This window comes from Nostoc mirabile CHAB5784, assembly GCF_020829645.1.
GTDB classification, from domain to species: domain Bacteria; phylum Cyanobacteriota; class Cyanobacteriia; order Cyanobacteriales; family Nostocaceae; genus Nostoc; species Nostoc mirabile.
Genome location: NZ_JAIVFS010000082.1, coordinates 1 through 26996, shown reverse-complemented (window position 1 = coordinate 26996; position 26996 = coordinate 1). Strand labels below are relative to the sequence as shown.

General features: G+C 41.4%; 28 protein-coding genes, 2 pseudogenes and 2 riboswitches. Of the genes and pseudogenes, 15 read left to right on the top strand and 15 right to left on the bottom strand.

What is annotated here, in order from left to right; all coding sequences use genetic code 11:
- Nucleotides 1–10: 10 nt before the first annotated feature.
- The 8 genes and pseudogenes from LC653_RS33215 to LC653_RS33180 all read left to right on the top strand — a co-directional run bounded on the left by LC653_RS33215 (nt 11) and on the right by LC653_RS33180 (nt 3871).
- Entirely contained in the window at nt 11–529 is a 519-nt protein-coding gene (locus LC653_RS33215; RefSeq protein WP_229498931.1) for a DUF29 family protein, read from the top strand.
- 4 nt (nt 530–533) lie between these two features.
- Entirely contained in the window at nt 534–1055 is a 522-nt protein-coding gene (locus tag LC653_RS33210; RefSeq protein ID WP_229498930.1) for a DUF29 family protein, read from the top strand.
- Between the two features lie 5 nt (nt 1056–1060).
- Nucleotides 1061–1582, top strand: a complete 522-nt coding sequence (locus tag LC653_RS33205; protein WP_229498929.1) for a DUF29 family protein — start codon at nt 1061–1063, stop codon at nt 1580–1582.
- A 4-nt stretch (nt 1583–1586) separates the two neighbouring features.
- Nucleotides 1587–2108, top strand: coding sequence for a DUF29 family protein (locus LC653_RS33200; protein WP_229498928.1), 522 nt, complete (start codon nt 1587–1589; stop codon nt 2106–2108).
- A gap of 77 nt (nt 2109–2185) precedes the next feature.
- The gene (locus LC653_RS33195; protein ID WP_229498927.1) at nt 2186–2380 is read left to right on the top strand and encodes a hypothetical protein; all 195 of its coding nucleotides are present in this window, start codon (nt 2186–2188) and stop codon (nt 2378–2380) included.
- 92 nt (nt 2381–2472) lie between these two features.
- Nucleotides 2473–2652: pseudogene (locus LC653_RS47575) on the top strand (type II toxin-antitoxin system RelE/ParE family toxin); the annotation flags it as partial.
- A gap of 168 nt (nt 2653–2820) precedes the next feature.
- The gene (locus LC653_RS33185) at nt 2821–3651 is read left to right on the top strand and encodes a dienelactone hydrolase family protein (protein WP_229498924.1); all 831 of its coding nucleotides are present in this window, start codon (nt 2821–2823) and stop codon (nt 3649–3651) included.
- A complete protein-coding gene (locus LC653_RS33180; protein WP_229498922.1) occupies nt 3641–3871 on the top strand; it encodes a hypothetical protein in 231 nt (76 codons plus the stop codon). Before LC653_RS33185 ends, LC653_RS33180 begins: the two co-directional genes overlap by 11 nt.
- 3 nt (nt 3872–3874) lie before the next feature.
- Here LC653_RS33180 and LC653_RS33175 read toward each other — a convergent pair whose 3' ends face one another.
- The 5 genes from LC653_RS33175 to LC653_RS33155 form a co-directional block, all read right to left on the bottom strand.
- On the bottom strand, nt 3875–4552 hold the full coding sequence (locus LC653_RS33175; RefSeq protein WP_229498920.1) for a hypothetical protein: 678 nt from the start codon (nt 4550–4552) through the stop codon (nt 3875–3877).
- 158 nt (nt 4553–4710) lie between these two features.
- Nucleotides 4711–5085, bottom strand: coding sequence for a hypothetical protein (locus tag LC653_RS33170; RefSeq protein WP_229498918.1), 375 nt, complete (start codon nt 5083–5085; stop codon nt 4711–4713).
- A gap of 146 nt (nt 5086–5231) precedes the next feature.
- Nucleotides 5232–5969, bottom strand: coding sequence for a hypothetical protein (locus tag LC653_RS33165; RefSeq protein WP_229498916.1), 738 nt, complete (start codon nt 5967–5969; stop codon nt 5232–5234).
- 107 nt (nt 5970–6076) lie between these two features.
- On the bottom strand, nt 6077–6955 hold the full coding sequence (locus LC653_RS33160) for a trypsin-like peptidase domain-containing protein (protein WP_229498914.1): 879 nt from the start codon (nt 6953–6955) through the stop codon (nt 6077–6079).
- Nucleotides 6956–8149: 1194 nt separating this feature from the next.
- Nucleotides 8150–11269, bottom strand: coding sequence for an MFS transporter (locus tag LC653_RS33155; RefSeq protein ID WP_229498912.1), 3120 nt, complete (start codon nt 11267–11269; stop codon nt 8150–8152).
- A 737-nt stretch (nt 11270–12006) separates the two neighbouring features.
- On the opposite strand from LC653_RS33155, the gene LC653_RS33145 reads away from it, so the two are divergent.
- From LC653_RS33145 to LC653_RS33135, 3 genes are all read left to right on the top strand, one after another.
- Complete coding sequence (locus LC653_RS33145) at nt 12007–12219, top strand: high light inducible protein (RefSeq protein WP_229498910.1); 213 nt, start codon at nt 12007–12009, stop codon at nt 12217–12219.
- A 141-nt stretch (nt 12220–12360) separates the two neighbouring features.
- On the top strand, nt 12361–12573 hold the full coding sequence (locus LC653_RS33140) for a high light inducible protein (protein ID WP_229498908.1): 213 nt from the start codon (nt 12361–12363) through the stop codon (nt 12571–12573).
- A gap of 42 nt (nt 12574–12615) precedes the next feature.
- On the top strand, nt 12616–12828 hold the full coding sequence (locus LC653_RS33135) for a high light inducible protein (RefSeq protein WP_229498906.1): 213 nt from the start codon (nt 12616–12618) through the stop codon (nt 12826–12828).
- Between the two features lie 368 nt (nt 12829–13196).
- On the opposite strand, the gene LC653_RS33130 is transcribed toward LC653_RS33135, so the two are convergent.
- From LC653_RS33130 to ntrB, 4 genes are all read right to left on the bottom strand, one after another.
- Nucleotides 13197–13817 (bottom strand): universal stress protein, encoded by a 621-nt coding sequence (locus LC653_RS33130; RefSeq protein ID WP_229498949.1) that lies wholly within the window; start codon nt 13815–13817, stop codon nt 13197–13199.
- 199 nt (nt 13818–14016) lie between these two features.
- Nucleotides 14017–14131: riboswitch (cyclic di-AMP (ydaO/yuaA leader) on the bottom strand.
- Between the two features lie 38 nt (nt 14132–14169).
- On the bottom strand, nt 14170–15006 hold the full coding sequence (locus LC653_RS33125; protein ID WP_229498947.1) for an ABC transporter ATP-binding protein: 837 nt from the start codon (nt 15004–15006) through the stop codon (nt 14170–14172).
- Between the two features lie 54 nt (nt 15007–15060).
- Nucleotides 15061–16503: an ABC transporter substrate-binding protein gene (locus LC653_RS33120; RefSeq protein ID WP_229498904.1), complete on the bottom strand. Its 1443-nt coding sequence runs from the start codon at nt 16501–16503 to the stop codon at nt 15061–15063.
- 87 nt (nt 16504–16590) lie between these two features.
- Entirely contained in the window at nt 16591–17442 is an 852-nt protein-coding gene (gene ntrB / locus LC653_RS33115; RefSeq protein ID WP_229498902.1) for a nitrate ABC transporter permease, read from the bottom strand.
- A 97-nt stretch (nt 17443–17539) separates the two neighbouring features.
- Nucleotides 17540–17775, bottom strand: a riboswitch (cyclic di-AMP (ydaO/yuaA leader).
- Between the two features lie 417 nt (nt 17776–18192).
- On the opposite strand from ntrB, the gene LC653_RS33110 reads away from it, so the two are divergent.
- Nucleotides 18193–19383 carry a sensor histidine kinase gene (locus tag LC653_RS33110; protein ID WP_229498900.1) on the top strand — a complete coding sequence of 397 codons (1191 nt, stop codon included), beginning with the start codon at nt 18193–18195 and terminating at the stop codon, nt 19381–19383.
- A gap of 58 nt (nt 19384–19441) precedes the next feature.
- Here LC653_RS33110 and rnc read toward each other — a convergent pair whose 3' ends face one another.
- From rnc to LC653_RS33090, 4 genes are all read right to left on the bottom strand, one after another.
- Nucleotides 19442–20128 (bottom strand): ribonuclease III, encoded by a 687-nt coding sequence (rnc, locus tag LC653_RS33105; protein WP_229498898.1) that lies wholly within the window; start codon nt 20126–20128, stop codon nt 19442–19444.
- An 88-nt stretch (nt 20129–20216) separates the two neighbouring features.
- The gene (locus tag LC653_RS33100) at nt 20217–20453 is read right to left on the bottom strand and encodes an HNH endonuclease (RefSeq protein ID WP_229498896.1); all 237 of its coding nucleotides are present in this window, start codon (nt 20451–20453) and stop codon (nt 20217–20219) included.
- 559 nt (nt 20454–21012) lie between these two features.
- On the bottom strand, nt 21013–21621 hold the full coding sequence (locus LC653_RS33095) for a hypothetical protein (RefSeq protein WP_229498894.1): 609 nt from the start codon (nt 21619–21621) through the stop codon (nt 21013–21015).
- A gap of 43 nt (nt 21622–21664) precedes the next feature.
- On the bottom strand, nt 21665–22252 hold the full coding sequence (locus LC653_RS33090; RefSeq protein ID WP_229498892.1) for a Uma2 family endonuclease: 588 nt from the start codon (nt 22250–22252) through the stop codon (nt 21665–21667).
- Nucleotides 22253–22343: 91 nt separating this feature from the next.
- Between LC653_RS33090 and bchD the strand changes: the two genes are divergently transcribed.
- Entirely contained in the window at nt 22344–24368 is a 2025-nt protein-coding gene (gene bchD, locus LC653_RS33085) for a magnesium chelatase ATPase subunit D (protein ID WP_229498890.1), read from the top strand.
- Nucleotides 24369–24433: 65 nt separating this feature from the next.
- On the opposite strand, the gene LC653_RS33080 is transcribed toward bchD, so the two are convergent.
- Entirely contained in the window at nt 24434–25219 is a 786-nt protein-coding gene (locus LC653_RS33080) for an RNA polymerase sigma factor SigF (protein ID WP_229498888.1), read from the bottom strand.
- A gap of 518 nt (nt 25220–25737) precedes the next feature.
- On the opposite strand from LC653_RS33080, the gene LC653_RS47570 reads away from it, so the two are divergent.
- Both LC653_RS47570 and LC653_RS33075 read left to right on the top strand, forming a co-directional pair.
- Entirely contained in the window at nt 25738–25950 is a 213-nt protein-coding gene (locus LC653_RS47570; RefSeq protein ID WP_372478256.1) for an RNaseH domain-containing protein, read from the top strand.
- Between the two features lie 80 nt (nt 25951–26030).
- Entirely contained in the window at nt 26031–26759 is a 729-nt protein-coding gene (locus tag LC653_RS33075) for a Bax inhibitor-1/YccA family protein (RefSeq protein WP_229498885.1), read from the top strand.
- A 130-nt stretch (nt 26760–26889) separates the two neighbouring features.
- On the opposite strand, the pseudogene LC653_RS48000 reads toward LC653_RS33075, so the two are convergent.
- Nucleotides 26890–26996 (bottom strand): annotated as a pseudogene (locus tag LC653_RS48000) (IS982 family transposase); the annotation flags it as partial.

The window sequence follows — 26996 nt, the reverse complement described above, 5'->3', positions numbered from 1 at the left end:
TTAATAACAAATGACACAGGAATTAATAGACCTCAGAATTTGCATCCAGGAAGGACGTTACGCAGATGCCTTGGTAATTGTTGATGAATTAGAGGGCATGAGTAAACAAGCTATTCTGCGGAATATCCAAGCTTATTTAAGGATTCTGCTGATTCATTTGATTAAAAACCAACTAGAGCAGCGATTAACCAATTCTTGGGTTGCTTCTATTCGTAATTCACTTATAGAAATTAAAAAACTCAATCTCAAAGACAATAAAAAATCCTATTATATAAATTTAACCGAATGGGATACTTATATTGAAGATGAAATAGAAATAGCAGTGCGTGATGCCAGTGTGGAAGTTTTGAATGGAATGTACAATGAATTCCAACTTACAGAAATGGTAGATAGGAACCAGATTATTCAGACTGCTTTGAAGTTGTTGTCGCTAACTTATTCTTATTCAGTTAAGGAGTTACCCGCAGTTGTGGCTGAAACTTTAACTCAGCTAGTCGGTGGAGAAGATTGGAAAGCAGGTAGGCGGTAAAAAAATGACACAGGAATTAATAGACCTTAAAAATAGTATTTTGGAAAGACGTTATGCAGATGCCTTGGCAATTGTAGATGAATTAGAGGGAATGAGTAAAAAGGCAATTCTGCGGCAGATTAAATCGTTTTTAAGAATTCTACTGATTCATTTGATTAAAAACCAAGTAGAAAAACGATTAACAAGTTCTTGGGCTGCTTCTATTCGCAATGCAATCCGCGAAATTAAAGAAGTGAATTTAAAAGACAATAAAACATCTTATTATATCAATTTAGATGAATGGGAAAATTTGATGGAGGAAGAAGTGATTGAAGATGCGATCGCTGATGCTAGCGAGGAAGTAATGAATGGAGCATATAATCAATTCCAACTGGCTGAAATGGTGGATAGGAACCAAATTATTCAGACTGCGTTGAAGTTTTTGGCGCTAACTTATTCCTATTCAGCTAAGGAGTTACCCGCAGTTGTGGCTGAAAATTTAACTCAGCTAGTCGGTGGCGAAGATTGGAAAGCAGGTAGGCGATAAAAAAAATGACCCAGGAACTAATAGACCTCAAAAAGAGTATTTTGGAAGGACGTTATGCAGATGCCTTGGCAATTGTAGATGAATTAGAAGGCATGAGCAAACAGGCTATTCTGCGAAATATCCAAGCTTATTTAAACATTCTTTTGATTCATTTGATTAAGAACCAAGTAGAACAACGATTAACTGGTTCCTGGGCAAATTCTATTCGGAATTCAATCAGAGAAATTAAAAAACTAAATATCAAAGATAATAAAAAATCTTACTACATTAATTTAGATGAGTGGAAGAATTTGATAGAAGAGGAAATTATTGAGGATGCGATCGCTGATGCGAGTGAGGAAGTAATGAATGGAGCATATAATCAATTCCAACTGGCTGAAATGGTGGATAGGAACCAAATTATTCAGACTGCGTTGAAGTTTTTGGCGCTAACTTATTCCTATTCAGCTAAGGAGTTACCCGCAGTTGTGGCTGAAAATTTAACTCAGCTTCCTGGTGGCGAAGATTGGAAAGCAGGTAGGCGATAAAAAAATGACCCAGGAACTAATAGACCTCAAAAAGAGTATTTTGGAAGGACGTTATGCAGATGCCTTGGCAATTGTTGATGAATTAGAAGGCATGAGCAAACAAGCTATTCTGCGAAATATCCAAGCTTATTTAAACATTCTGTTGATTCATTTGATTAAGAACCAAGTAGAACAACGATTAACTGGTTCCTGGGCAAATTCTATTCGGAATTCAATCAGAGAAATTAAAAAACTAAATATCAAAGATAATAAAAAATCTTACTACATTAATTTAGGTGAATGGGAAAATTTGATGGAGGAAGAAGTGATTGAAGATGCGATCGCTGATGCGAGTGAGGAAGTGATGAACGGTAAATTTACTCGCTCTCAGTTGTCTTCGATGCTAGATAAAAGCCAGATTTTAACTACAGCTACTAGTTTACTGGCTTTAACATATACTTTTTCGCCAAAGGAATTACCAGCGATTATGGATGATTATCTCAGTCAGTTGGCTGGTGGAGAAGATTGGATAAATCGGGAAAAATAAAGCGATCGCTCTTTGTTCGGCAGTGATACCAAGTGTTAAATTCAGATTAGCACCGTAACCTCTGGAAGGGAATACAAATGACAGCATATACTACTGTAAAATATCAAGTCCTCAAAGCAGTAGAGGAAATGCCCCAAGACGTTACTTTTGACGAAGTGATGGAACGTCTTTATTTCCTGTACAAAGTTGATCGAGGTTTAAAGGAAGTTGAGACTGGTAATACCATCTCACATGCAGAAGCCAAAAAGCAGATTAAGACATGGCACAAGTAAGCTGGACAAGTCAAGCCTTAACTGATTTAGAAGCAATTGGCGATTTTATTGCACGGGATGCACCAAGTTTTGCCTAGGTATTTGTAGACAGGGTATTTCAATCTGTAGAACGTCTACAACAGTTTCCGATATCAGGGCGTGTAGTACCAGAAATCGCTCAAGAGGATATTCGAGAGATTATCTTTGGTAATTACCGAATCGTATATTTAGTCAGCGATGATCAGGTAAATATCTTAACCGTGTTTCATTCTTCAAGGCAGCTTAAGCTTTAATTAATGCTTATGTTTTGATAGCGATCGCTATTTCTATACAGGCGAAAACTGAGATAGCAAAGAAAGCCAATATTACGGTAAACTGATTCATAAATTGTAGTATTTGTTGTCGTAGTACTGTACCTGTAACAAAGAATAAAAGTTTTCGCCAATTGTAAGGTAGAGATAATGAAAGAAATAACACGCCGCAAATTTATCGCAACAGCCACCGTGGCGACGGGTTTTGCCCTCGCAGTACAACCCATTTCTGCCGAAGTCATCAGCACCGATGCTAAGGGGTTGGTAGCTGGTGCGGTGAAAATTCCTGTTAAAGATGGTGAAATTCCTGCCTATAGAGCAGCACCTGCGACTGGTAAAAATTTCCCAATTATTCTGGTAATTCAGGAAATCTTTGGAGTACATGAGCATATTCAGGATATCACCCGTCGCTTTGCCAAGTTGGGGTATTTAGCGATCGCACCGGAATTATTCATCCGTCAAGGCGATGTCACTAAGTTAAGCAGTATAGACGAAATTCGCCCAATTGTCGCCAAAGTGCCAGATGCCCAAGTTTTATCCGATCTTGATGCCACGGTAAACTGGGCTGTGAAATCAGCTAAAGGTAATGCCGATAAATTGGGGATTACAGGCTTCTGCTGGGGTGGTCGCATTACCTGGTTATATGCAGCACACAATCCCAAGGTGAAGGCAGGTGTAGCTTGGTACGGCCGACTCGTGGGCGATGCTACCGAACTTCAGCCCAAGTATCCCATCGATATTGCATCAAAACTGACAGTCCCCGTTCTCGGACTCTATGGTGGGAAGGATACAGGTATTCCCCTTGATACAGTAGAGCAGATGCGCGATCGCTTAAAGCAAAGCAGCAGCAAATCTGAAATCATCGTCTACGCCGATGCACCCCACGCTTTTTTTGCCGATTATCGCCCCTCCTACCGCGAGAAAGATGCTAAGGACGGTTGGAAACGCCTTTTGGCATGGTTTAAGGAAAATGGCGTGTAAGTCTGCGGAACATAAGTGGTTACGCAAAATTATTTATGTCATTGCGAACGAAGTGAAGCAATCCAAAGCCCTTGCGATTGCTTCGTTTCGCTTCGCTCCACTCGCAATGACAAATGTATATTTAATTTTGCACAACTACTTAGAAAAGCCTCCCGGTATGGGAGGCTCAAAGGTTAGGGCGATCGCTATATCTGCCATGATTTTTAGCAACCGTGAGTGAATTTTATGGGTTAGGGGATGATGTAGAGTTAGGTTTTAACCAAGATAGAAAGTCATTAACTAGCCAAGTTAAAAGTGAAACAATCACCCCAATTACAAATGAAATAATGGAAATTATCAAATCGTTGGCAAGTCCCCAACTAGCTAGTAAGTTTGACTGGAGGCTATTAACAGGTAAACGGGGGTCTATTCCCACCTGAATGCGTTTGGCTTTACCTGCAATACGGGCTTCTATTCCCTCAACAGGTTCAGATATTTCTACACTTTCACCATTGATGCGTAATTCTACTTCTGGGGTTGTTTTAGGTGGGATAATCGCCAAGTGTCGCAAGCGTTCAATTCCTGGTTCTCCCGTCATGAGGAACTGATTAGATTCAATTTTCAATTCTTGTTCTCTCATGCGGATATTGCCTTTAATAATGGTAGATTTTTCTAAATCATCATTAGCATTAATTCCAGTCCTATCTAACTCCTGTAATTGCATATTTTTAACTGCCAAATCTCCCCGTAGCCATTCCTCATAATCTACTTTGCTGGGATCGGGTAAGTCTATTGATAAGCGTGTATTAGTATTAATGGATAACCTAACTTCAGGGTTATTAGGCTGAAAAATTAATTCAATTGGATTAGAACTATCTGAACTATTTTGTAAATCTAATTCCGGTAATTTGTAGCTATTCAAACTAATTTTAAGTGGCTGTTCACCTAAGTCAAGAATGAAATTAGGCTTTTCTGGTTTGCCTGTTGCAACTGCTGGTAAAAGCGAAAGAGTTAGGCGCTGATTATAAGGATTGTAGCTGAGTGAATCAATAGTTGTTTGAGGTTGTAGTCGCAGTTCAGTCAGTTTAACTTACTTTCTAGTTTTGAGTCAGTAGGAGCAATCATCCACTGGCTACTGTCATAGGGTAATTCAATTTTTAGAGTATTTCGTTGAGTTAATTTTTGATTTAGTTCTGGGTGTGATGAACTAGAAAATTTTCCTGTTAATATCAGAGTTTGGCGACCATCTCCCAGCAGTCTTTTGATACCATTAATGTTATTAATAAAGAGTTTATTCGGCTCTTGACCGTTATAGGTAAAACCAATTTCTTTGACAACTAAACTACCCTCAAAATTATTATCACTGGGCCAGATACCTGCAACAACAATTCCAATGAGAATCAATATCAACAGGAGGACACACCAAGCCTGTTTTTTTTCTTTTAAGTACTTCATAAATGGCTTTAGTCTATTATTAATGAAGATATACCACGTATGCTCAAACAAGCGGATGATGGATCTTGGTAACTCTAGCCACTTTTTTCTCCGTGGTGGTCTGCTCATCAAATTAAATAAAAAACTTTTACTGTTTCTTGCCCATACTACTGTAGCCAAGCAGGGTTATGTTCAAACAAAATGAGTTTTTCTCCCGGTTTTTCTGGAGATTTACCAAATTGCTGTAATTCAGCTACATACTTGAGTTCATAACGACCTTTGGGTGCTTTGTCTGGCTTCCACTTAAAAATAATTTCACCACCTTGAGAAGTTCTGCTGGGACTGGTGTAGACAGACTTACCATTACGGCGAATTTGAAAAGTGGAAATTTCGACAGCACTGTTGGAGTAGAGAACAAACTCGTATTCACCAGAAGATTTACCAAGACTTACAGGTACAAATACGGCTTGGGAACCTTCGAGAAAAGAAGCTAGGGCGCGTAAACTTTCAGGGGTGATATTCTCCTTTTTCAAAACATAAGTAGACCAGCTAAAAGTGAATGCAGATGCTTCGCGTTTGAATAATATGTTATCTAGTTGATATCGTTTAGCCAATGAACGCACACTCATATCAGGGTTACTATTGTTGAACTTGGGAATTTGCAGTTGCAATTTCTCATCAAAGCTAGTAATGGCGCGGGTAGTTAGAGAGATGAGCCGTATCCCCCCACTTGCAGGAATATTTTTGCTAATACCTTCGCAGCGGTTTTTATCTCGCCACATATAAGTAGTATTCTTAGGATCTCCAGGGTCACACGCCTGAGAGGACGCGGGAGGCTGAGAACACTGGGTCAGCAGTAGACTGCTAATAAATAGGGTAGATATAAAAAAGATTCTGTAGATCATAAGCTAAAAATCCTTTAATTTGCATCCTCCAAAAAATAAATCTCTTGTGGGGTGGACATCTTGTCCGCCCTAGTTGTGCAAATTGAATGCGCGACAGCTTAGTTAGTTTAGGAGATTCCCCAGTCACGCAGTCTGGTTTTTACGAACTCAATTTGGTAAGCCAATCCAAAACCACCTGTAGTCAACTTTTCAGCGGACTCATTAGAAGTGTTTATATAAGTTAAAACACCCACAACTCGATCCTGCTCGTTTAACACTGGGCCACCAGAGTTGCCAAGGGATAGGCTAACATCGGATAGCTGCAATAATTTTTCCTGGCTGATTATATTGCTAATCTCGCCACCCTCGAGACTCCAATCAGTACCGCCGCCGCTGGGATGTCCGATGACTCTCACTTTGTCGTTGTGAGAAACGTCTGTGGAAGATATCGGCAAAGGTTTAATATCATCAGGAACATTTGCCACTTCTAGAAGTGCCAAGTCGAGGTTCTCGCTGTTTGGCGTAATTTGAAAAATTTTGGCAGAATGCCGCAATCGGCTTTTATTGTCATTCTCACTGTAAAATTCAACTACAATTTCTTTGCTGGGTTCTCGGATACCTTCACTACCTGTCACGACATGGCGATTAGTCACAATCCAGACGCGATCGCTTTCCCGTTTCACCACCCATCCTGTACCGATGCTATTCCCCTCCCGGATTTGAGCCACCACTTTGACTACAGACCGCTTTAGCAACGATGATTTCTCAGCTGGAGTGGGCAACTTTTCTTTAACTACAAGCTGAGTCTTCGGCTGCAACGCCAACAAGCGTTCAGCCTCATCCAGGTTGTTTTGAGCAAGGACATACTTTGGATCTAAGGCAATAGAGCGTTTGTACTCTGCAATGGCCTCTTCTAACTTGCCTTTTTCCTGTAGCGCCAGACCCAAACCGTTATGTAGGATAGCATCAACACAAGGACAAATAATTTGGGCGTTCTCACAATCCACCTGTATTTCCCAACTTTCCGTCTTTTCATTGACTTTAACAACTACCTGGTAAAAATCGTAAACAGCCCAAACAAAATTTATTCTCTAGCTAACGTATATTTTTACTGGAAATTATCTTGAAGAAGAATTCAGAAGTCAGAATTCAGGAGCGGAGCCGGAGACGCTCCGCCTCCGATCAGAATTAAGACGCTCTCTACGAGACGCTGCGCGTAGCTTGCTTCTCTGTAAGAGTACGCGGACTCGCTAACGCTTCACTAGATAGCACGATGCGTTAGGTTAAAGCCGTAATCCACTCTATTTTATCTGTCCAAATTTAAACGTTTGCAACAAATGCTCTTCCATATATAAGAAAGGCTTAAGTATTTCTTGCAAATGTATAATCAGTTGCAGCAAACGCTTAATACTTTGCAACAAATGCTCTTCCATATATAAGAAAGGCTTAAGTATTTCTTGCAAATGTATAATCAGTTGCAACAAACGCTTAATGCTTTGCAACAATTACTCTTCCATGTATAAGAAACGTTTAAGCAATTGCAGCAATTGTTGTAATGAACTTATGAATTGATTTGTTACCGGAAATCTCAAAATAATCTAAGTTAAATTACAGCAGTTTTCATGTATTTGAACCACATCTGTCGTAGGGGCACAGCATTGCTCATTGGTGTCAACTTAAGCTAAAAATAGCTTAACTGTTAGCTGCCTCACCCGCCTTGAACTAAAGTTCTTTGGCTTTTAGCTAAAGTCTACTGAAGTAGACTAAAGATTTTGGCGTTGCTGAATCAAGGGATGATTCTTGTAGGGTGGGCGTCTCGCCCGCCCTGAAATACAAGGGACGGGCAAGATGCCCATCCCACAAAACTAGCAAAATCATCCCGCAAATATGCAACGCCAAGATTTTTAGCTATATTTAGTCATCAACAGAAGACTTCCGCTATTAGCAAGGAACTTCAGTTCCTTGCGGGACATAGCTTTTAGGTTAAGTTGACACGTATGAGCCTTAAAAAGGGGGGAAAAGAAACTCTAAGAGCAAGCCAATTTATCGGGGGGTTGAGGGAATCTCCAAAGACTCAGGTGCTTCAAGAAAGGTTTGAAAACACGCACTAGGGCTAATCTCTAGAATCTACGAATTCAAATATCTACAAAAAAGCCTCCCATCGCGGGAGGCTTAAAAGTTAGCGGAGAAAACTTATCAATTTATTGGGTAGCTACAGCAATCACTCCTCCTAATGCAGAGAAAACTGCGGAGACGGTTGCTGTGGCAAACAGCCACCAAGCTGCTGAAGCTGCGGCTTTGCGGGTTTCTTCTGCTTGTCGCTGTGCTTGATTCTTCACCTGTTCTAGGCGGCGTTGGGCTTCATGCTGTATGCGTTCTGCACGTTGCAATACTGTGTTGCGTGCGCGTTCAATTTGGTCAATGATCCGGTTGGCATCTTCCTCAGAGATGTCCTCACGAGAACTCATTATTGCCACCAGGGTATCACGGTCAAAAGAAGATAGGCGATCGCGCAGGGCATCAAACCCCGCCTGGGGATCGTCAAAAAATGTGCGGACATCGCGCTTGATACTATCATAGTTAAGTTCCGGGCGATCCAAGGAGTTTAGATAGTTACGAATCCGCGCAAAAACCCCATCAATCGCATCTTGAATGCCTCGTTGGATATTCCGCACTTGTTCTACAAATTGATCCCTTACGGATACAATGTTATCGGCAATCCGCGCCGCTTCTTCATCGGAAATATCTTCCCGAATTTTCAGTAGGGCGATGATGGTAGAACGGTCAAAATGGGAAAGGCGATCGCTAAAAGTTTCTACCCCAACTCGCGGATCGTGCAACAGTAGTTGTAAGTCACGTTTAATACCTTCAGGATTAAGTTCTTCCTTACCAGTTTGGCGCAGATACTCTTCGAGATAATTTTTGAATGTTTCCGCTCTTTGTTGTGTGCGGGTAGCTAAACGACGAGGCGCACGCACAAAGTTGCGAATCGAAGTTTGCGTGGAATCAATGATTTCATTGACTTGTTCTTCACTCAAATCTTTACGTTGACTGAGTAACTTCACCAGTGTATCCCGGTCTACCTGCGACAACCGACGGCGCAGTGCTACGGCTCCCTCTTGGGGATTTTCAAACAATCTGGTAAAATCTCGCTGAATACCTTCTGGGTTCAATTCTTGTTTACCAGTATTCCGCAGATAATCTGCGATCGTGGTAGTAACAGAGTCGTATTGCTCTTTGGCTTTATCCACTACAGCTTGGGGTGTCTGGCGAATACTATGCCACGACTCTTCAGCAGAATTGATGATTTGATTAACTTGATCTTCACTCAAATCTTGCCGTTGACTCAACAATTGCACCAAGGTATCGCGGTCAAAGCGAGACAACCGCGCCCGAATTGAGCTAATTCCAGCTTGGGGATCTTCTAGTAATCTTTTGAATTCTGCGCGGATGGCATCAGGATTCAGTTCTGATTTCCCTGTATTACGCAGATATGATTCTACACTCAGCCACAGGGTTTCTGCTTGATATTGCGCCTGTTCTGCCAATCCTTTGGATTCTACCAAGACGCGATCGCGTTGTTTTTCCAACTCGTCAACAATGCTGTCTACTTCATATAGCTGCACATCATTACGTTGCAGCAATATCGCCCGTATTTCCTGACGATCGAGGTGGGCTAGTCGCAATGTCAGAGTTTCATAATCTGCATCTGGGTCTTGCACCAGTGGTTTGAAATTCTGCTCAATGCCTTCGGAAGTCAAATCGGCTTTCGGAGTAACCAGCAGATAACTTTCCACTGCCCGTTGCAAGTCTTGGACTATCTCTCTTTCTTCAATCCCTCTAACTATCACTAGCACATCTTTGCGGACAGCTTCTAACTGATCTGCAATGCGCTGAATTTGGGCTTGGGTAAGGAGTCCGCGTTGTTGCAAGATATTAGCGAAATCGTTGCGGGATAGTCGTTCTAGTTCCCTGCGGACGATTCCAGAGTCAGCTGCTGGGTCGTAGAGGACATCACGAAATTCCTGGGCGATTCTTTCTGGACTTAGTTGCCAAGCATAAGTGTTGTGCAGGTAATTTTCGACATCAGCCCGAATTGGGCTATAGGGTTGTGATGGTGTTGGCAAACCTAGCTTATCTGCTTGTTGAGTGACTTTATCTTTGGCGGTGGTGAGACTACGCAAGATTTTTTCCACATCCAAATCAGGCAAATCTGTGCGTCCCAACACAATACCAGTTAAGGCAGATAGTCCTTGCTGGAGTGTACTTTGAATTGGCCCAGGGGTTGCCTTTTGGTCAGCTTCTTTAGAGCTACGCGTTTCTGCTACTAATCGATCCAGTTTGGCATTGAGTTCATCTGTCTTGTTTTGTCCTGCTGGAAGTGATTTCAGATAATCCATTAACTCACCCAGCCGATCTTCGGTGGGTGGTTGCTGACTTACCACTTGCTGCCAAACTTTATATAAGGTATCAGCAATGCGGGTAACGTCTTTTTTGGAAAGGTCGGTGCGGCTGCTGACTAACTCGATAAACTTCTGGCGGTCGATGTTGCGAATATCTGGAGTCCCCGCGATCGCTTTTAATTGCGGATCGTTGAGTAAATTCTCAAAGTCACTCCGAATCTTTGACAAATCTAGCTCTGGAGGACGCAGCCTGTCTAAGTAATCTTCTATATTCTCCCGGATACTTCCAGGGTCGATGGCGCTTCCTAGTTCCCGGCGGACAGCAGCTGCGGCGGCTTCAGCTGTCGCTACAACTTGGTTATTGACAGCCTTTGCACCCAGTGCAGCCGTGGCTGTGCCCATAATCGCCTGAAAACCGGAAGTTGCCGTATTGACAACTGAGCCAATTAAGGAACCCACGGTGGTGGAACTTACCCAGACGAGGAGCAAAAAGTAAGCACCCCAAATCACCAAACCGAGAATCGCCCCCAATCCTGGGCTAAAGATTTCCTGGCTCAATTTAACCGCGAGAAAAGAAGCGATTAATAAGGCGATCGTCACAGTGACTAATGTCCAAATCCCTACTGCTGTGCCAATTTTGCGAATGTTACCGCCCAAACTTCCGGCTTCCCCACTATCTGAATCTGAGTCAGATGAGTGCCCCAGGTAGGAAATACCGGCTGCAAGGGAAAGATTAGTTAGAACTAATTGGAAAGCAAAGGCTAAAATCACGCCGGAGATTAAAGCCACAAAAAAGCGCGGCCCGGAAGTGAGAACCGATGCCTGTGCTGGCGTGACGTTTGAGGATTCTACTGGAACCTGTGCTAACCACAATAGTGGTTTGTAGAGTCCCAGCATGATTTCCGTACTTTGGAACATTGTATTTCCTTCTTCTAAGGTTTAAATTTGGGGAATCTAAGATTTTCTTGAGAAGCAACTCTTAGTATTTATGTATGTTTGTACCTATGGCAATACCTAACTCATTAGCTCAGAATCGTGGAATTTGGCTATTTAAAGCATCTCTCTAAAGATTGAAAAGTGTATCCAGCGAAAGATATAACTTTTATTATCCTTCGGTGAGAATCTTAATCAAATTACCACCTGCTCTTAATTATGTATAGCTAATTTTTACTTTTTAATTGCTTATTTGTAGCGATTGATTCTGTTTGAATTATAATTTTTTTGTAAGTTCTTTACATTTATTTACATATTTGTTTTTGGTCACCCTCTCAAGGTGGATTTGTCTAAAAAAATACCTTTATGATAATCGTCCAGAAGAAGTGGCTACGGTTTGTACCCAGAGACAGAAATAAGTCTAGTTATAAACAGCTACATTAAAGTTAACAAATGAATCGTTGAGGATAAAAAAATGGCAACTCGTTATTCCAGAGATTTGCCACTATTTCCAACAGAATGAAATCGCAAATATCGCAATGAAATTCTGTTTGATTGGACTCCTCAAGCCGAAATTCGGAACGGTCATTTTGCAATGATTGGCTTTTTTGCCTACTTAATTTGGGATTTAGCTGGCTATAGCGTTGTTAGTGACGTTTTGCGCTTAGTTGGCTATTAGAACATTAAACACTTGAAAAATTACTAGATATCGGAGAAAAAAAATGGCAACTCAAGAAACTCGTCCTTCTACAGATTTACCACCTGTTGCAGCAGAATACAACGGCATAGATCGCAATGCATTTTTGTTTGGCTTCACTCCTCAAGCCGAAATTTGGAATGGTCGGTTGGCAGCAATTGGTTTTCTAGCCTATTTGCTTTGGGATTTAGCCGGCTATAGCGTTCTTCGTGACGTACTACACATAGTTGGCTACTAGAACATTTAACACCTGAAACATTACTAGATCAGGACTTACGCAAACAATAGCTGAAACCCTTATTTTCACGTAGGGGCAATTCATGAATTGCCCCTGAGCGCGTGTACTTTTGCGTAAATCCTATAGATATTGGAGAAAAAAATGGCAACTCAAGGAACTCGTCCTTCTACAGATTTACCACCTGTTGCAACAGAATACAACGGCGTAGATCGCAATGAATTTCTGTTTGGCTTCACTCCTCAAGCCGAAATTTGGAATGGTCGGTTGGCAGCAATTGGTTTTCTAGCCTATTTGCTTTGGGATTTAGCCGGCTATAGCGTTCTTCGTGACGTACTACACATAGTTGGCTACTAGAACATTTAACACCTGAAACATTACTAGATATTGGAGAAAAAAATGGCAACTCAAGGAACTCGTGCTTCTACAGATTTACCACCTGTTGCAGCAGAATACAACGGCGTAGATCGCAATAAATTTCTGTTTGGCTGGACACCTCAAGCTGAAATTTGGAATGGTCGCTTGGCAGCAATTGGCTTCCTTGCCTATTTACTTTGGGATTTGTCTGGTTATAGCGTCTTAAGGGACGTACTACACCTAATTGGATATTAGCAATAGCTCAAGATTAATAAGTAATTGGGTATAAATAAAGATAATACCCATAAACCCGGCTTCTCACCAAAAGTCGGGGACTTATCTCCTGAGCATTTTATATTTAACTAGTTCCGTGGGTTTAAGTCCCCCGGTTCAAAAATCACGCAAGTTTTGTGTTGGGGTTAAATCCCCATTACAAAACAAAATTTACGAAAGCGTTGCGGGGCGTTCGCGTTTAGCGTCTCTAAGAGTTGCCCATTACGAATTACGAATTACGAATTACGAATTATTTAATTGGTTGCATATTAGCGAAAAAAGCCACCTAGTTCTAGGTGACTTATCTATGATTACAATTAGATAAAAATTACTGAAATTCTGAACAGTGATTATTCATCAATACAACTGGGAATACCTAAAACAGCGCAGGGGAAATTAGAACCTAGTGCCTCAATCATCGGATGATTTACAGAATTGCAACCGAGAAACAGAATATCAGCAGCTTCTGATTCAACAACTTTGTTAAGTTCTGTAGAAATGCAGCCAAACCGTAAATGAGATTTGAAGGAACCCTGCCACTCTTCAGCCAGACTTCGGGCTTGCCAGAGAATTATATCTGCTTGTTGCAGGGGAGTTACCACTGTCTGCAATTTGGGTTGAGTTAATACCAGTGTGACAGACTTTGATACTTCACTGACTTGACACTCCAATGCAGGCTGTTGTATTGGTAAGCTCAAGATATTTGGATGCTGGCTTTTTGAATTGTCTTCTAGCACATAAACGGCTTGAACTGTGACTTCTGCATTGGTGGCTAAACGCGTTTGATGGGCAATCCAAAAAGCAATATCTAGCGCCGTATGACTGTTAGGAGATGCGTCATAAGCAACAATTAAATTAACTGCTTTTGCTTCTTGAGGTTTTTTATAAAAAGGTTTTTTTGGTTCTGGCAACAGTACCATTTGTTCAATTAAGTCATCTCGGCCTGTGGCACTTTGCAGACGTGCTAACATTGGCTTAATTTGCACAGCTTTACTTCTCCCAATGAAATGAATTAACAATGAGAAGCAGGGCGAGCAATTTAAGATTTTGGACTTCGGCTACGCTCAGTCGAACGATTTTGGATTTTAGATTGAGTGACGATAACCAAAATTTCAAATCTTAAATCAGTCAAGGAAACCCCAATAATAACTGTATTACAGCCAAAGTCTTGGGGGTTCCTTCCATTGCCTACGGAGTTAGCTGACGGGCTAAGACTGGAAGGTGTCTCTCGTAAGATTAGCCCCAAACATTGGTTCCTCCGTTCCAAATTCAGCTTTCATAAATTTGAATTAGGCTACCCACTAAAAAAAATGATAATCTAATTTACTCGTCTTGGGCAAAATATCGATCAAGGAAATTCAGGGCGTGGTTGCGGAGATCAAAATATTCTTTTGAGTTTCGCATGGCGGCGCGATCGCGTGGATGCTCAAAAGGAACTTTTAAAATCTCCCCTATGCTAGCAGCTGGGCCATTGGTCATTAATACGATGCGATCGGACATATAAATTGCTTCATCTACATCGTGGGTAATCATCATCACTGCTTGACGATTATTTTCCCAAATATCTAATACCTGCCGCTGCAATTTGCCACGGGTTAGTGCATCTAGTGCCCCAAAAGGTTCATCCATCAGCAACATTTTGGGACGAATTGCTAAAGCTCTGGCAATACCTACTCGTTGTTTCATACCTCCAGAAATTTCATCAGGATATTTGTCAGCCGCCGCCGTCAAGTTTACCATTGCCAAGTGTTGATTTACAATGCTAATTTTCTCAGCCCTATTAGCATTTTTTAACACTTCATCTACGGCTAAACGGATATTTTCTCGCACTGTTAACCAAGGTAACAGCGAATAATTCTGAAATACCATCATCCGTTCGGCTCCTGGCTTACGAATTTCTTGTCCATCTAGCCTTACTGAGCCGGAAGTGGCTTTTTCTAAACCAGCTACTATCTTTACTAGAGTTGATTTACCACAACCAGAGTGACCAATTACAGAAATATATTCATCTTCACCAATCGTCAGATTAACTCCATCTAAAACTACAAAATTATCTTTATCAGGTGTCGGATAAGACTTGACTAAATTTTCAATTTCTAAAAATCCACGGCGGGGTAGAACTTCGGTCTGGGTATTAATAGGTAATGAGGTATATTCCATCATCAAAATGCTCCGGAAATAATTTAGTCATCAGTCAATATTTGAACTTGCCATTTAAGACATGAAAAAGTTAGTGGGAGCGTTAGCCCTGATGGCAAAACTATTCAGATAACCCACAGGATCGCTGGGGTCGAAGCCTTTCTTATCTATAAATACTTCTGGTGGTTCGACCTTGTAATCATCCTTGGGACACTCAATGCCCATTTCAGATGCTATCTCCCGATATAAATCTGCTCTCCAGCCAAGTTCTGCTAGTTTCTCGGCATTTTTCGGGAATTCCTTAATTTGTCCCCACCGTGCTGCTTGTGTCATCAACCACATACTTCTTGATCTCCATAAGAATGTGGAGTGTTCTCCTGGCTGTTTGGGAAGGTTGTCAGGAATATCGAAGAAAATCGTGGTGTCAGCGGCTTTGATGGTGCGATCTTTGCCGTCAAAGCCGCCATAGTTGTAATTGCCGAGAATTCCCGGACTTGTTAACTTCGCAATTGGGGCATCTTTCTTTTTAGGTCTAGCACCTGTAAAGGAACGGTCTGTTATCAGTTCGGCTACTTCTTGGCGGTTTTCTGCTTTGCTGCAATACTGACAGGCTTCAATCATCGCCTTGACTAGGGAACGATAGGTTTTAGGATATTGCTCGATGAAAGATTCCATCACCCCCAAAAGTCGATCTGGGTGTCCCAACCAAACTTCTTTACCTTGTGCGAAGGTAAAGCCGATGTTTTCGTTACCTGTTATTGCTCGTGTATTCCAAGGTTCTGCAACCATGTAAGCTTGCATTGCACCAATCCGCACGTTTGTCACCATTTGGGGGGGCGGAACGATGATGACGCGAAACTCTTTAAGCGGATCAACACCAGCGGCGGCGGATAGGTAACGGACAAAGTATTCGTAAATGGCGGAACTCAGAACAACTGCCCAAACTTTGCGTTCTGGCGGCTGCTGGTCAAAGTAGCCTCGGAAATCGCGCCCAAAGGCTTCCAAAGCACCATCACCATATTTTTCTTGATACTCGTACCACGGACGCAGCCCAAAATCCCACATGGCTTTGTTCATTGTCATGGCGTTACCGTGGCGGTGAATGGTCATGGCTGCACACAAGGGAGCGTGGCGTGCGCCTTCAGCACCAATTCTGGCGTTGGTGACGGCACCGGATACTACAGGTGAAGCATCCAGGCGACCAAAAATTACACCGTCGCGAGAGGTGGCCCAACTGGCTTCGCGGTTGAGTTTGACGTTCAAACCATATTTGCGGAAGAAGCCTTTTTTCCAGGCGATCGCAAATGGCGCACAATCATTAACAGGAACGTAACCAACGGTGAGATCAGATTTTTCTAGGTCTTGGGATCTAACTACTGGTTGCACAGCTAAAGCTTCTTCAGTTAGTCCTTTGGCTGACCTATCTCCTGAAATCGCACAGGAGGACAGCGCCATTCCCGCCGTTGTTGCTCCTATTCCCTTGATAATATCTCGTCGAGTCCAGTTAATATCACCCATTCTTGTAGCTCCATTGGTGATGAATTGCTCACGCTTCAGGCGTAGAGTCTCATTACATCTTGCTGTTTTGATAGCAGCCGAATTTTCTTAGTTAGCGGCTGTAGGGCGGCGAGTTACTAATTCTTGGATTTTACCCACAGCATAATCCAGGATTAATCCAGTTAAGCCAATTATCAACACAGCTAAAAAGACTGAACTCAGGTTTAAGCGACTCCATTCATCCCAGACAAAAAAGCCGATACCAACACCGCCTGTGAGCATTTCCACGGCGACGATTACCAGCCAAGCTATCCCTAAACTAATTCGCAAACCTGTAAAAATATATGGTAAACTTGCAGGCCAAATTATTTTTGTAATCCGTCGCCAACGGGGCATTTCTAGCACTCGCGCCACATCTAAATAATCTTTGGGAACGCTAGAAACTCCTAAAGCGGTATTAATAATTGTCGGCCATAAAGAAGTAATAAATATGACAAAAATGGCTGAAGGATCTGCTAAGTTGAAAATTGCTAAGGCGATGGGCAGCCAAGCTAGGGGCGATACAGGTTTAAAAATTTGAATGATCGGATTGAGTGCTAGCATTGCCGATCTGGACATGCCAATTAGAAACCCCAGAGGAATCGCTACTACCGCACCTAACAAAAAGCCTATTAATACCCGGCGCAGACTTGCGATCAACAGCCAACCAATTCCTAAGTTGCCGGGGCCTCGCTGGTAGAAGGGATTTAAGATGTAGTCTAGATTAGCGATTAACGCTTCTGGCGGGGTGGGCATCAATTCATGGTTGGCAAGTGCAATAATCCACCACAACACAATTATTCCCAAGAACCCCAACACAGGTAGAAAGAAGACATCTCTAACGATGACAGGTTTTGTCTTTTTCCAAGCAGCTTGTCCAGCGATCGCTGCGATCGCTGCTAAATTTAATTGCAATATCATTTACGACCTCAACAGATTTAAGTGCAGGTACAAAGAATCCGAGCAGTACCAGCCTTGGACACCGATGAGATCGGAACACTATAAAAATGCCGTCTCTTCAGTCTCCTCTCAATGCCTACGAAGTTAGCTGACGGGCTAGGGCTGAGAGATGCCCTTCACAAAAAAGTTATAAGTTAGGAGTTATAAATTATGAGTTATAAGTTGAGTATTTAGTAAACTAACTTCTAACTCCTCACTCTCAACTCCTCACTTTCTATGAGATACGCCCCACAATTTGGTTCCTCCGCTCCAGCGTTATGCACTGTGACACGCTGAATTAGGCTGACTTACTCTAATGGATTACTAAATTATGCACAATATAACATCGATCCTCAGTAAAAGCCATCTATCTTATGATAAATGTTGTTAATTATAATACTAAAAATAAGTATTTTCTTGCAATCAATTGTAATAAATAAAACTTGTAATTTTAGTTGTATTGTGGTGAACTCCTTGTACAGACAGCTAAACAAGATAGTAGAGCCAAGCATCAATAATGTTACGTGCTTGATTAATATTTTTTAATACAAAATAGATGATACTGAAAAAATTTTAGATACGGTTAGTTAATCAGCAAACAAAAGAGCATGTATAATCTATTCCTTTTGGTAGGTGAACAAAATTGGTAAATTTGGTAAAAACTCACTGCACTCGCTAAACTAATTGGATATGGAAGTTTACTCATCTATCTCATAGCTGATATTTAACATAATGGATTTTAGTCAAGTACTGGCTGAAAAAACGGACACCATCATCGATAAATGGATTGCAGCAGTTCGCAAGGATAGACGGATTGAAAGTGCTGATGACCTATCTTACACAGCAGTAAAGGATCACATCCCTGATGTTTTGAAAGCAATGGTGACAGTGCTTTCAAAATTTCAGGATAATGATATTCAGTCAATAGTTACTGCCAGTTTTCAGCATGGAGCGATTCGAGCGGAACAAGGCTTTGATCCAGCAGAAATTGCCAGAGAATATCATCTGCTGCGAACAGTAATATTTGATGCTCTACAACCAGATTTATTGGAGGGAACACCTGTAGAGATAATTCGTTACATGCGTTTGATTGACGCTATCATAGACGAAGCGATCGCTCGGTGTTTCAAGAGTTATGTTGAGGAGCGGTTGCGAGAATTACAGCAGTTACAGTTATCACTAACGCTTCATAATGATGAACTCACGCGCTTGATTAGCGCAAATCAAGAGTATCTTTCACAACTAGCCCACGAATTGAAACATCCCCTAACTTCCATTATTGGTTACTCGGATCTGTTTTTACGCCAACAACGACGAAAGCCTGAGATAAAAGACACTTCTGCCAATCTCGAACATATTGAGCGGGTACTACGCAATGGCAGACAATTACTCCACCTCATCAACGATGTATTAGAACTTTCGCGGTATGACGCAGGGCAGATAAAACTCCACCTAGCATCCACCGATGTGCGTGAATTAATCAATAATGTCTGTGAAATGTTGGAACCTTTAGCTGCTGGTAAAAATTTAAAAGTCGTAGTCGATTGCGAACGCGCTCCCAAAGAAATAATCACAGATCCTTTTCAATGTCAACAAATTGTTACAAATCTTATTAGTAATGCGATTCGCTATACAGAGTCGGGGACTATTATTATAATGTGTCAGGTGTTGGAGAATCAGAAATGGGCGATCACGGTTTCTGACACTGGAATTGGCATTGCACCAGAAAACCAAGCCCAGATATTTGAACCTTACTTTCGCGTAAGTTTTAGCGATCGTCCCTATCTCCCTGATAGTACAGGATTGGGATTAGCGATCGTCTCCCGCTTAGTAAAACTACTTGAAGGTGAAATTAAGCTAGTCTCTGAGGTAGGCGTTGGTTCTACCTTCACCGTAATTTTGCCCTTACAAATAGAGAGTTGATTTCGCGCCAAGACGTAAAATTCTTCTTTGCGCCTTTGCGTGAAATCAAAAAACATTATTACAACAATCCTTGTTTTTTCAACTTATCTAGCGCATCCTCAGCAGCAGCTTTTTCTGCGTCTTTCTTATTCCGTCCCTTACCTTCGCCGTAAAATTTTTCATCTACCAATACTTTTGCTATGAATTCTGGCGCGTGAGAAGGGCCTCCTATTTGTTCTGTGAAATATTTGGGAGGATTTGGAGTCACGTTACGTTGCACCCATTCTTGAAAGCGATTTTTTGAGTCTACATTAGAACGAGACACAACTATATGCTTAGGATCTACAGAATCAAATAGCGGTTCTATAATTGCACGAACTACTTCAATATTGGAATCATTATCTAAATAGTAAGCACTAAGTACAGCTTCAAAGGTGCTACTGAGCAAATTAGGATTTTGGAAGCCTCCGTCTCGAATTGCGCCTTTTCCTAACCGCATTCTAAAGTCTAAACCTACCTCCTCGGCAAACTTTGCTAATTGTTTCTCATCTACCAGCGCCGAACGCCGCCGGGTTAATTCATCTTCTCCCATTTCTGGGTGACACTTATATAGATATTCGCCACTTAAGAAATTCAGCAAAGCATCACCGAGGAATTCTAAGCGTTCATTATGTTCGCCTTCTCCAGGGTTTTCATGGACATAAGAACGGTGGGTAAGTGCTTGTCGCAATATTTTTTCATTTTTGAAAATCAAAAGTTTGTGCATTTTATGCTACTTTTATTTGCAAATTTAATGGAAGGGCAAGCAGGATGCCCATCCCACAAGATAATAACCAAGAAAATTCAGGTATTATTTAGACACAATTACCTTTGTTCCAGCCAGGTGGAAACAAACTATTTCCACGAGAACGGTTGCAAGTTAAACAAGCGAGTCTTAGGTTTTCTAAAGAATTGGAACCGCCACGACTTTTAGGAAAAAGATGTTCAATGGTCAGTTTACCTGTTGTTATACAATGACCACACCACCAACAGTTAGGGCCATACAAATTAAGAAGTTGCTGCTTCTTGTTGTACTTCTGCCTAGAATTCATTTGCTTTAGTTTCCTTTTGCTTTTTGTTTGCAAAAGCAATGGAACATCAGCTATCCAGCATAAATATAGAGTTTTAGATAGGAATTTTTAGGTAGTAATTCCCACAACAACACTTATGCTTACAATCAGTGAAAACTTTATGAGTTTCACCGATTGGAAGTTAAAGGGCGCGTACAGCACAAAAATCCTTAGCCGTAAAATCAGCGTAAATAATAATGACTATATACGCTCATTAAACGGTTGATGACTTTTATAGACGCGGCCACTAACTTTATCTGTTAGCTTAGTTTTTATTTGCTTTGATAGCGAATATAAACCAGAAATTTATGTAATGTCAAGAGATGCGGGGTAATTTTTTTACTTACCACCTTGACAACGCTTACCCCTTTAGCATAAACGCCCGATCTCAGTCCAAAGACAAACCAGGAAAACAAGATAAGCATATCACCTGATTTGCTTAAACAATTCTTATTTCAACACCTATATTTACATTGACTATCCTAATATGACTGACTGTCACATCCTTCATCTTTAAATTATATTTTATTCAATAAATGATTTATGATTTACTTTGCGCGATCGCACCATACAAAATACCTAAAATCCTCTTAATATCTTTAATATAATATTCACTCAAATCAATCGAAACTATATTGCCTTCAAGCTTGAGAAATTGCCAGATCGTACCGATAGTAACAGCACCATATATAGCTTTGATTTGATTTCCACCTCTCTCGTTAAATAACTGAGCCGCTACCATTTCGGCAATACATTGTGCTAAACCAGACCTCAAATTCTCATTTTTACTTTCTACTAAAACAATCACCGGACTACGTACAAGTAACTGCTCCGAAGAAAGACTCAAAATAAAATCACAAAAGCCATTTAGTCCTCGTTGACTATCAACAGTAAAATCAACTCCCGAAAAAAAGCTTATTTCATAATTAAATTTGCGTCTAATCTCTAATAAAATTGGACTTATTATCATTTCACTCCGAGCTTTTTCAGAACTTATCGCTACTGCTAAATCAACATTTTCCCTCAGAATAGTAGATAATAAATCACTACAGTCTTGCTCCGGTACATTTGCGAATAGTCCAGATGACTCGTGGATAACTAACCCAAAAGAATCAATAACTTCAATAAGTTTAAAATCACTATAAGCCATTAAACTTACTCTTTTGTCTTCTGACTGAATTCTATAACAAAGTTTAAAAATTCACCTTTGGCGGAAACACCTTAGCTAAATCAAGAGATAAATCAGGGAAGCAGGGAAAAGTTATTATCTCATTTGACAAGAAAATTCGCTTATTTGAATAACCATATCTGCTTTGATTATCCTGATATGGTTCACTGTAAGCTTCCAAATAATTATCGAATAAATTGAATATCCAATAATCAGTAATACCCGTTTTAGCATAGAGAGGTATTTTCACATCTTGGTCATAAGCTAAAGAAGAATCTGAAACTTCCATTACCAATAACACATCAGCAGGTTGAGGATGACCATAAAGATAATTATCATCTCGGTTTTGAAGAATAGCAAAATCCGGTTCAGGTTCACTATTCGGTGGCAAAGCAATCGGGGCTTGAGATTGCAAAGTTGCCCTATCACTTACAATTTTTGGAAGTTCACGCAACAAGTTTCGCAAACAAGTTTCATGGGCTGTACCTTTGGATGCCATTTCAATAATTTCCCCGTTGATTAATTCAATATGGTCATCTTCATGGAAAAAGCCCAATTCTCCGAGCCTGTGGTATTCATCCAGTGTGAAGCGTTTAGCCTGAGCAATACTCATAACCTTACCTTTCTCTCATTGCCATAATCCCTATTCTAAATGTGTCAGAAATTGGTATGCTAAAGGCCAAGACTCGCTATGAAAGCAAACAATGCCTGCGCCTACTATCAATCCCACCATCACTGCCTTTCCCTTGACAGCCGTAGTCGGTCAAGAAGCAATTAAATTAGCCTTGCTGTTAGCCGCAGTTGATCCTGGTTTGGGAGGAGTAGCGATCGCAGGTCGTCGTGGTACGGCAAAATCTGTAATGGCTCGTGCTATCCACGCTCTACTACCGCCGATTGAAGTTGTCAAAGGCTCAATCAGTAATTGTGACCCCAATCACCCAGAAGAATGGGATGATCAACTGTTGGCGGATTACGCAGACAAAGACATTCAAGATGTGCCCGTCGAAATTATCCCTGCGCCTTTTTTGCAAATTCCTCTAGGTATTACAGAAGACCGACTATTAGGTTCAGTAGATGTTGAAAAGTCGGTAAAACAAGGTGATACCATTTTTCAGCCGGGATTACTCGCTACAGCAAACCGGGGTGTACTGTACGTAGATGAAATTAATTTATTAGATGACCAAATATCAAATCAGCTTCTAACAGTATTATCTGAAGGACGCAACCAGATTGAACGGGAAGGGATTAGTTTTCAGCATCCGTGCAAATCCCTATTTATTGCCACCTATAATCCCGAAGAAGGCGGATTACGGGAGCATTTGTTAGATAGAATTGCGATCGCACTTTCTGCTGACGGTGTACTCGGCTTAGATCAAAGAGTAGAAGCAGTTGAAGTTGCGATCGCTTATTCTAAATCTCCCCAAGACTTCCTCAAACAGTACAACGAAGACTTAGACTCCCTCAAAACCCAAATCATCTTGGCACGGGAATGGTTGAAAGAAGTTATCATCACCCATGAACAAATTGCCTACTTAGTGGATGAAGCAATTCGCGGAGGAGTTCAGGGACATCGCGCCGAGTTATTCGCTGCGCGGGTTGCCAAAGCTGCGGCGGCTTTAGAGGGACGAACAACAGTTAATGCCGAAGATTTGCGCCGTGCTGTAGAACTGGTGATTGTACCACGCGCCACAGTTGTGCAGACACCGCCACCCGAACAAGCACCACCACCTCCGCCACCGCCGCCGCAACAAAATCAAGAAGAACTCCAAGATGAATCAGAAGACGAAGAACAAGAAGAACAGGAAGAACAAGAGCAAGAACCCCCTAGCATCCCGGAAGAATTCATTTTCGATCCGGAAGGGGTAATTCTTGATGACAGCGTGCTTTACTTTACTCAAATGGCAAAGCGGCAAGGTAAATCTGGTAGTCGCAGTGTCATCTTTTCTGATGACAGAGGACGCTACATTAAGCCAATGTTGCCCAAGGGAAAAGCGCGACGCATTGCAGTAGATGCCACCCTTAGAGCTGCGGCTCCTTATCAAAAAGCACGAAGAGAAAGACACCCAGATAGAAAAGTTATTGTCGAACAGGCTGATATTCGCTCGAAACGCCTGGTACGCAAAGCGGGGGCGTTGGTAGTATTTGTGGTAGATGCTTCTGGCTCAATGGCCTTGAATCGAATGCAATCGGCTAAAGGTGCGGTGATGCAACTGTTGACTGAAGCTTATCAAAACCGTGACCAAATAGCATTAATTCCCTTCCGGGGAGAACAGGCAGAGGTATTATTGCCTCCAACACGTTCTATTGCTTTGGCACGTAACCGTTTGGAAAGGTTGCCCTGTGGTGGGGGTTCGCCCTTAGCGCATGGTTTAACCCAAGCTGTGCGCGTCGGCTTAAATGCTCAGATGAGTGGAGATATTGGGCAAGTTGTCCTTGTAGCAATCACCGATGGACGGGGTAATATTCCCTTAGCGCGTTCTTTGGGTGAACAGCTAGAACCAGGAGAAAAGCCAGATATCAAAGGAGAATTATTAGAAATTGCTGCGAGAATCCGTGCTCTGGGGATGCAACTATTAGTAATTGATACGGAAAGTAAATTTGTGTCTACTGGCTTTGCTAAAGAATTATCGCAAACAGCAGGCGGTAAATATTATCATTTGCCAAAAGCCACAGATCAAGCTATTGCTGCTATGACCAAAGGTGCGATCGCTGATTTAAAATCTAGATAATTAGTTATTAGTCATTTGTCATTTGTCAGTTGCTTTTCTACTAACCACTGACCATTGACTAATGACTACGAGCCAGTGGGCATTACCTGTGGTTGCAAATAGCAAATCAAATCTTGGATTCCCTTTTGCAGATACCGCGTTACTGTCATTGGACTAGTACCAATATTTTTAGCAGCATCCTTGCGAGAAAGTTCCTTCAAAAATACCATTTCAACTGCCATGCGGGGCTTTTCTTCCAACATATTTATTGCGCCTTGGAGTTGTTGGCGTTCTTCTTCTTGTTGGAGAAGCACATGAGAACGAGGACAAGGAAGTGCCTCACCCAAGGTTATTTGGCAATCAACATAGTTAACTGCGGTTGCATCTAAACTCAAGGGCATCCGGTTTTGAGCAGCTAACTTGGTTTCTTGCCACTCTTGTACAGATACACGAAGTTGGCTGGCAATTTCAGCATCCTTGGGCGGGCGACCTAAAGAGATTGATAAATCCTTGCGAATCTTTTGTCCTTCATTATATAATTCTTGCCAACGGCGAGGAATTTTTAATAGAGTACTGCGATCGCGCAAAAAGTGCAGCATCTCACCGCGAATATATGGCACAGCAAAGGAACTAAAAGCATATCCTTGGCTAGGGTCAAAGCGCTCAATTGCCCTAATTAAACCAAAATAACCGATTTGTTCTAAATCTTCATAAGGTTCATTACATTGATGGCTGAATTTATGAGCCATTTTCCGTACTAAGCCAGTATGTAACTGTACAAGTTTATTACGAAGTTTAATAGAAGGATTCTGGTGGTACAAGTGTAATAATTCGATACCATCAGTTCGTAAAGAGGACTCACTTGTTGCCATATACATTCCTTTGTTGTAACTCCTATTTTTGAGAAAATGGAGCTGCGTATATTTTCTTCTAAGCTGTAATTATTTTCGTTAGTCAAGGCAGAATAAACCATCGTCGTTTCACTGAACTTATCAGGGGTCGAACTCCACAATTCAGTATTTGTACGCATGATTTTGCAAACCTCTCTGTTACAGGTTATTTTTGCTTTTTATATAACTGTTGAATGGTAAATAATCTTTAGCTTTTGCAACAAAAACTAGCTATTTATGCTGAAAAATGCATGACTGACCTAATACCTATCAGTTATACTGAGTGCAAGTAGATCAGTACTAAATTAATCGCAAAAGAGACTGGACAATTTTATCTCTGACTACGCACCGTCATTAACAAAGGTCAAAAATCCAAATTGGCAGTTGGATTGAAGAACAAAACCCAAGCTACAAAAAACAGAATTTCGATTCATTTTTATGGAGATTCGTACTTAATTGGGCATTGAGAGACATTTCCATTCAATAGATATCTTGCATAAATTGCAGGCGACAAGCTACCCCAGTTTGTTCATTCTCTAAGGAATCGCTGGCCTTATTTTGCAAATAACGTTGTTTTACCATTGCCTTTTCCCTTTGCAATCAAGGCTAAAGAGTATGCTGTCAGTACTAAAGATCCTCTGGAATCTTCAGAGACTGAGGAGAGGACTCTAATTTTTAACAACAAACCCGCCCTTCAGATTTGGCAACCTTAATTTAATCCTTGGCTGTTAACCCCAAAGATTGGTAAGAATAGGAATAAGCAGAACGTTTTCCTAAAAAACAGTTTTTCAATATGAGCAATACCAGTAATTTTCGTGAAGCTATCCGTGAGGCTAAATCTCACGCCCTCGTTGGCCCAAACGTAATCGCCAACGCCCTCCCCTACGTCGGTGGTGGATTGGTGCTAACGGCATTAGGAACCTACGGCGGTTTGGGAGTTATCCGTACTAACCCGAAAATATTCTTTCCCACCTTCATTGGTGCGGTGATTTTGGAGTTAATTTTGTTCTTTGTTGCCCAAAATGTTGCTCAAAAAGGTAATAAGGGTCTTGCATTACCCCTGTTGGCAACCTACAGCCTCTTGTCTGGATATACCCTCAGTGGCTTGGTATTTGTCGCTTTGAGATCCCAAGGTGTTGGCATTCAAGGTATTGGGTTGGCTGCCCTTGGTTGTGGCGTTACTTTTATTGCTGCCCGTCAAATTGGTTCAAATCTTTCTGAACAAGACGGCATGGCTTTGACGAAAACCATCAATCTCGGCGTTATCGCCTTGGTGGTTGTGTGCCTTGCCCAATTTGGGTTTGCCATGTTTGGTGTTTACACGCCAAATTGGTTAGAAATTGCCATCTCCGGTTTAGGAGTATTCCTGTTTGTCGGGGTTTCTGTGGTTGATTTCTACATCTTGCCCCGCACTTACAGCGATGACCAATATTTGCCTGCTGCTTTGTCGATGTACCTTACTTACATCAACTTGTTTGTCTTTATCTTGCGGTTGCTAATTGCCATCAATGGCCGCGATTAATTGTCTGTAGGCACTAACAAAAGTAAAGTTTTATAAAGTAAAAACCGTGGTTAAATTTTTAGCAACCACGGTTTTTTTCATCTGCTTAACAGTATAATATGTAGATTAAGTTAACGTGAGTTCGATGGAACTAAAAAATCGCAGGAGGTAGAGCAGGTAAATCTTTCGGGGAAATGTCAATACCAGGTTTTTTGGGTAAATAGGTGTAGGCGGTTAAACCAGCTATCAAGTTAACCA

What these genes read in the sequence shown, in the direction of transcription:
- LC653_RS33215 (WP_229498931.1), top strand. Translation starts at nt 11, where the DNA reads ATGACACAGGAATTAATAGACCTCAGAATTTGCATCCAGGAAGGACGT.
- LC653_RS33210 (WP_229498930.1), top strand. Translation starts at nt 534, where the DNA reads ATGACACAGGAATTAATAGACCTTAAAAATAGTATTTTGGAAAGACGT.
- LC653_RS33205 (WP_229498929.1), top strand. Translation starts at nt 1,061, where the DNA reads ATGACCCAGGAACTAATAGACCTCAAAAAGAGTATTTTGGAAGGACGT.
- LC653_RS33200 (WP_229498928.1), top strand. Translation starts at nt 1,587, where the DNA reads ATGACCCAGGAACTAATAGACCTCAAAAAGAGTATTTTGGAAGGACGT.
- LC653_RS33195 (WP_229498927.1), top strand. Translation starts at nt 2,186, where the DNA reads ATGACAGCATATACTACTGTAAAATATCAAGTCCTCAAAGCAGTAGAG.
- LC653_RS33185 (WP_229498924.1), top strand. Translation starts at nt 2,821, where the DNA reads ATGAAAGAAATAACACGCCGCAAATTTATCGCAACAGCCACCGTGGCG.
- LC653_RS33180 (WP_229498922.1), top strand. Translation starts at nt 3,641, where the DNA reads ATGGCGTGTAAGTCTGCGGAACATAAGTGGTTACGCAAAATTATTTAT.
- LC653_RS33170 (WP_229498918.1), bottom strand. Translation starts at nt 5,085, where the DNA reads ATGAAGTACTTAAAAGAAAAAAAACAGGCTTGGTGTGTCCTCCTGTTG.
- LC653_RS33165 (WP_229498916.1), bottom strand. Translation starts at nt 5,969, where the DNA reads ATGATCTACAGAATCTTTTTTATATCTACCCTATTTATTAGCAGTCTA.
- LC653_RS33155 (WP_229498912.1), bottom strand. Translation starts at nt 11,269, where the DNA reads ATGTTCCAAAGTACGGAAATCATGCTGGGACTCTACAAACCACTATTG.
- LC653_RS33145 (WP_229498910.1), top strand. Translation starts at nt 12,007, where the DNA reads ATGGCAACTCAAGAAACTCGTCCTTCTACAGATTTACCACCTGTTGCA.
- LC653_RS33140 (WP_229498908.1), top strand. Translation starts at nt 12,361, where the DNA reads ATGGCAACTCAAGGAACTCGTCCTTCTACAGATTTACCACCTGTTGCA.
- LC653_RS33135 (WP_229498906.1), top strand. Translation starts at nt 12,616, where the DNA reads ATGGCAACTCAAGGAACTCGTGCTTCTACAGATTTACCACCTGTTGCA.
- LC653_RS33130 (WP_229498949.1), bottom strand. Translation starts at nt 13,817, where the DNA reads ATGTTAGCACGTCTGCAAAGTGCCACAGGCCGAGATGACTTAATTGAA.
- LC653_RS33125 (WP_229498947.1), bottom strand. Translation starts at nt 15,006, where the DNA reads ATGGAATATACCTCATTACCTATTAATACCCAGACCGAAGTTCTACCC.
- LC653_RS33120 (WP_229498904.1), bottom strand. Translation starts at nt 16,503, where the DNA reads ATGGGTGATATTAACTGGACTCGACGAGATATTATCAAGGGAATAGGA.
- ntrB (WP_229498902.1), bottom strand. Translation starts at nt 17,442, where the DNA reads ATGATATTGCAATTAAATTTAGCAGCGATCGCAGCGATCGCTGGACAA.
- LC653_RS33110 (WP_229498900.1), top strand. Translation starts at nt 18,193, where the DNA reads ATGGATTTTAGTCAAGTACTGGCTGAAAAAACGGACACCATCATCGAT.
- rnc (WP_229498898.1), bottom strand. Translation starts at nt 20,128, where the DNA reads ATGCACAAACTTTTGATTTTCAAAAATGAAAAAATATTGCGACAAGCA.
- LC653_RS33100 (WP_229498896.1), bottom strand. Translation starts at nt 20,453, where the DNA reads ATGAATTCTAGGCAGAAGTACAACAAGAAGCAGCAACTTCTTAATTTG.
- LC653_RS33095 (WP_229498894.1), bottom strand. Translation starts at nt 21,621, where the DNA reads ATGGCTTATAGTGATTTTAAACTTATTGAAGTTATTGATTCTTTTGGG.
- LC653_RS33090 (WP_229498892.1), bottom strand. Translation starts at nt 22,252, where the DNA reads ATGAGTATTGCTCAGGCTAAACGCTTCACACTGGATGAATACCACAGG.
- bchD (WP_229498890.1), top strand. Translation starts at nt 22,344, where the DNA reads ATGCCTGCGCCTACTATCAATCCCACCATCACTGCCTTTCCCTTGACA.
- LC653_RS33080 (WP_229498888.1), bottom strand. Translation starts at nt 25,219, where the DNA reads ATGGCAACAAGTGAGTCCTCTTTACGAACTGATGGTATCGAATTATTA.
- LC653_RS33075 (WP_229498885.1), top strand. Translation starts at nt 26,031, where the DNA reads ATGAGCAATACCAGTAATTTTCGTGAAGCTATCCGTGAGGCTAAATCT.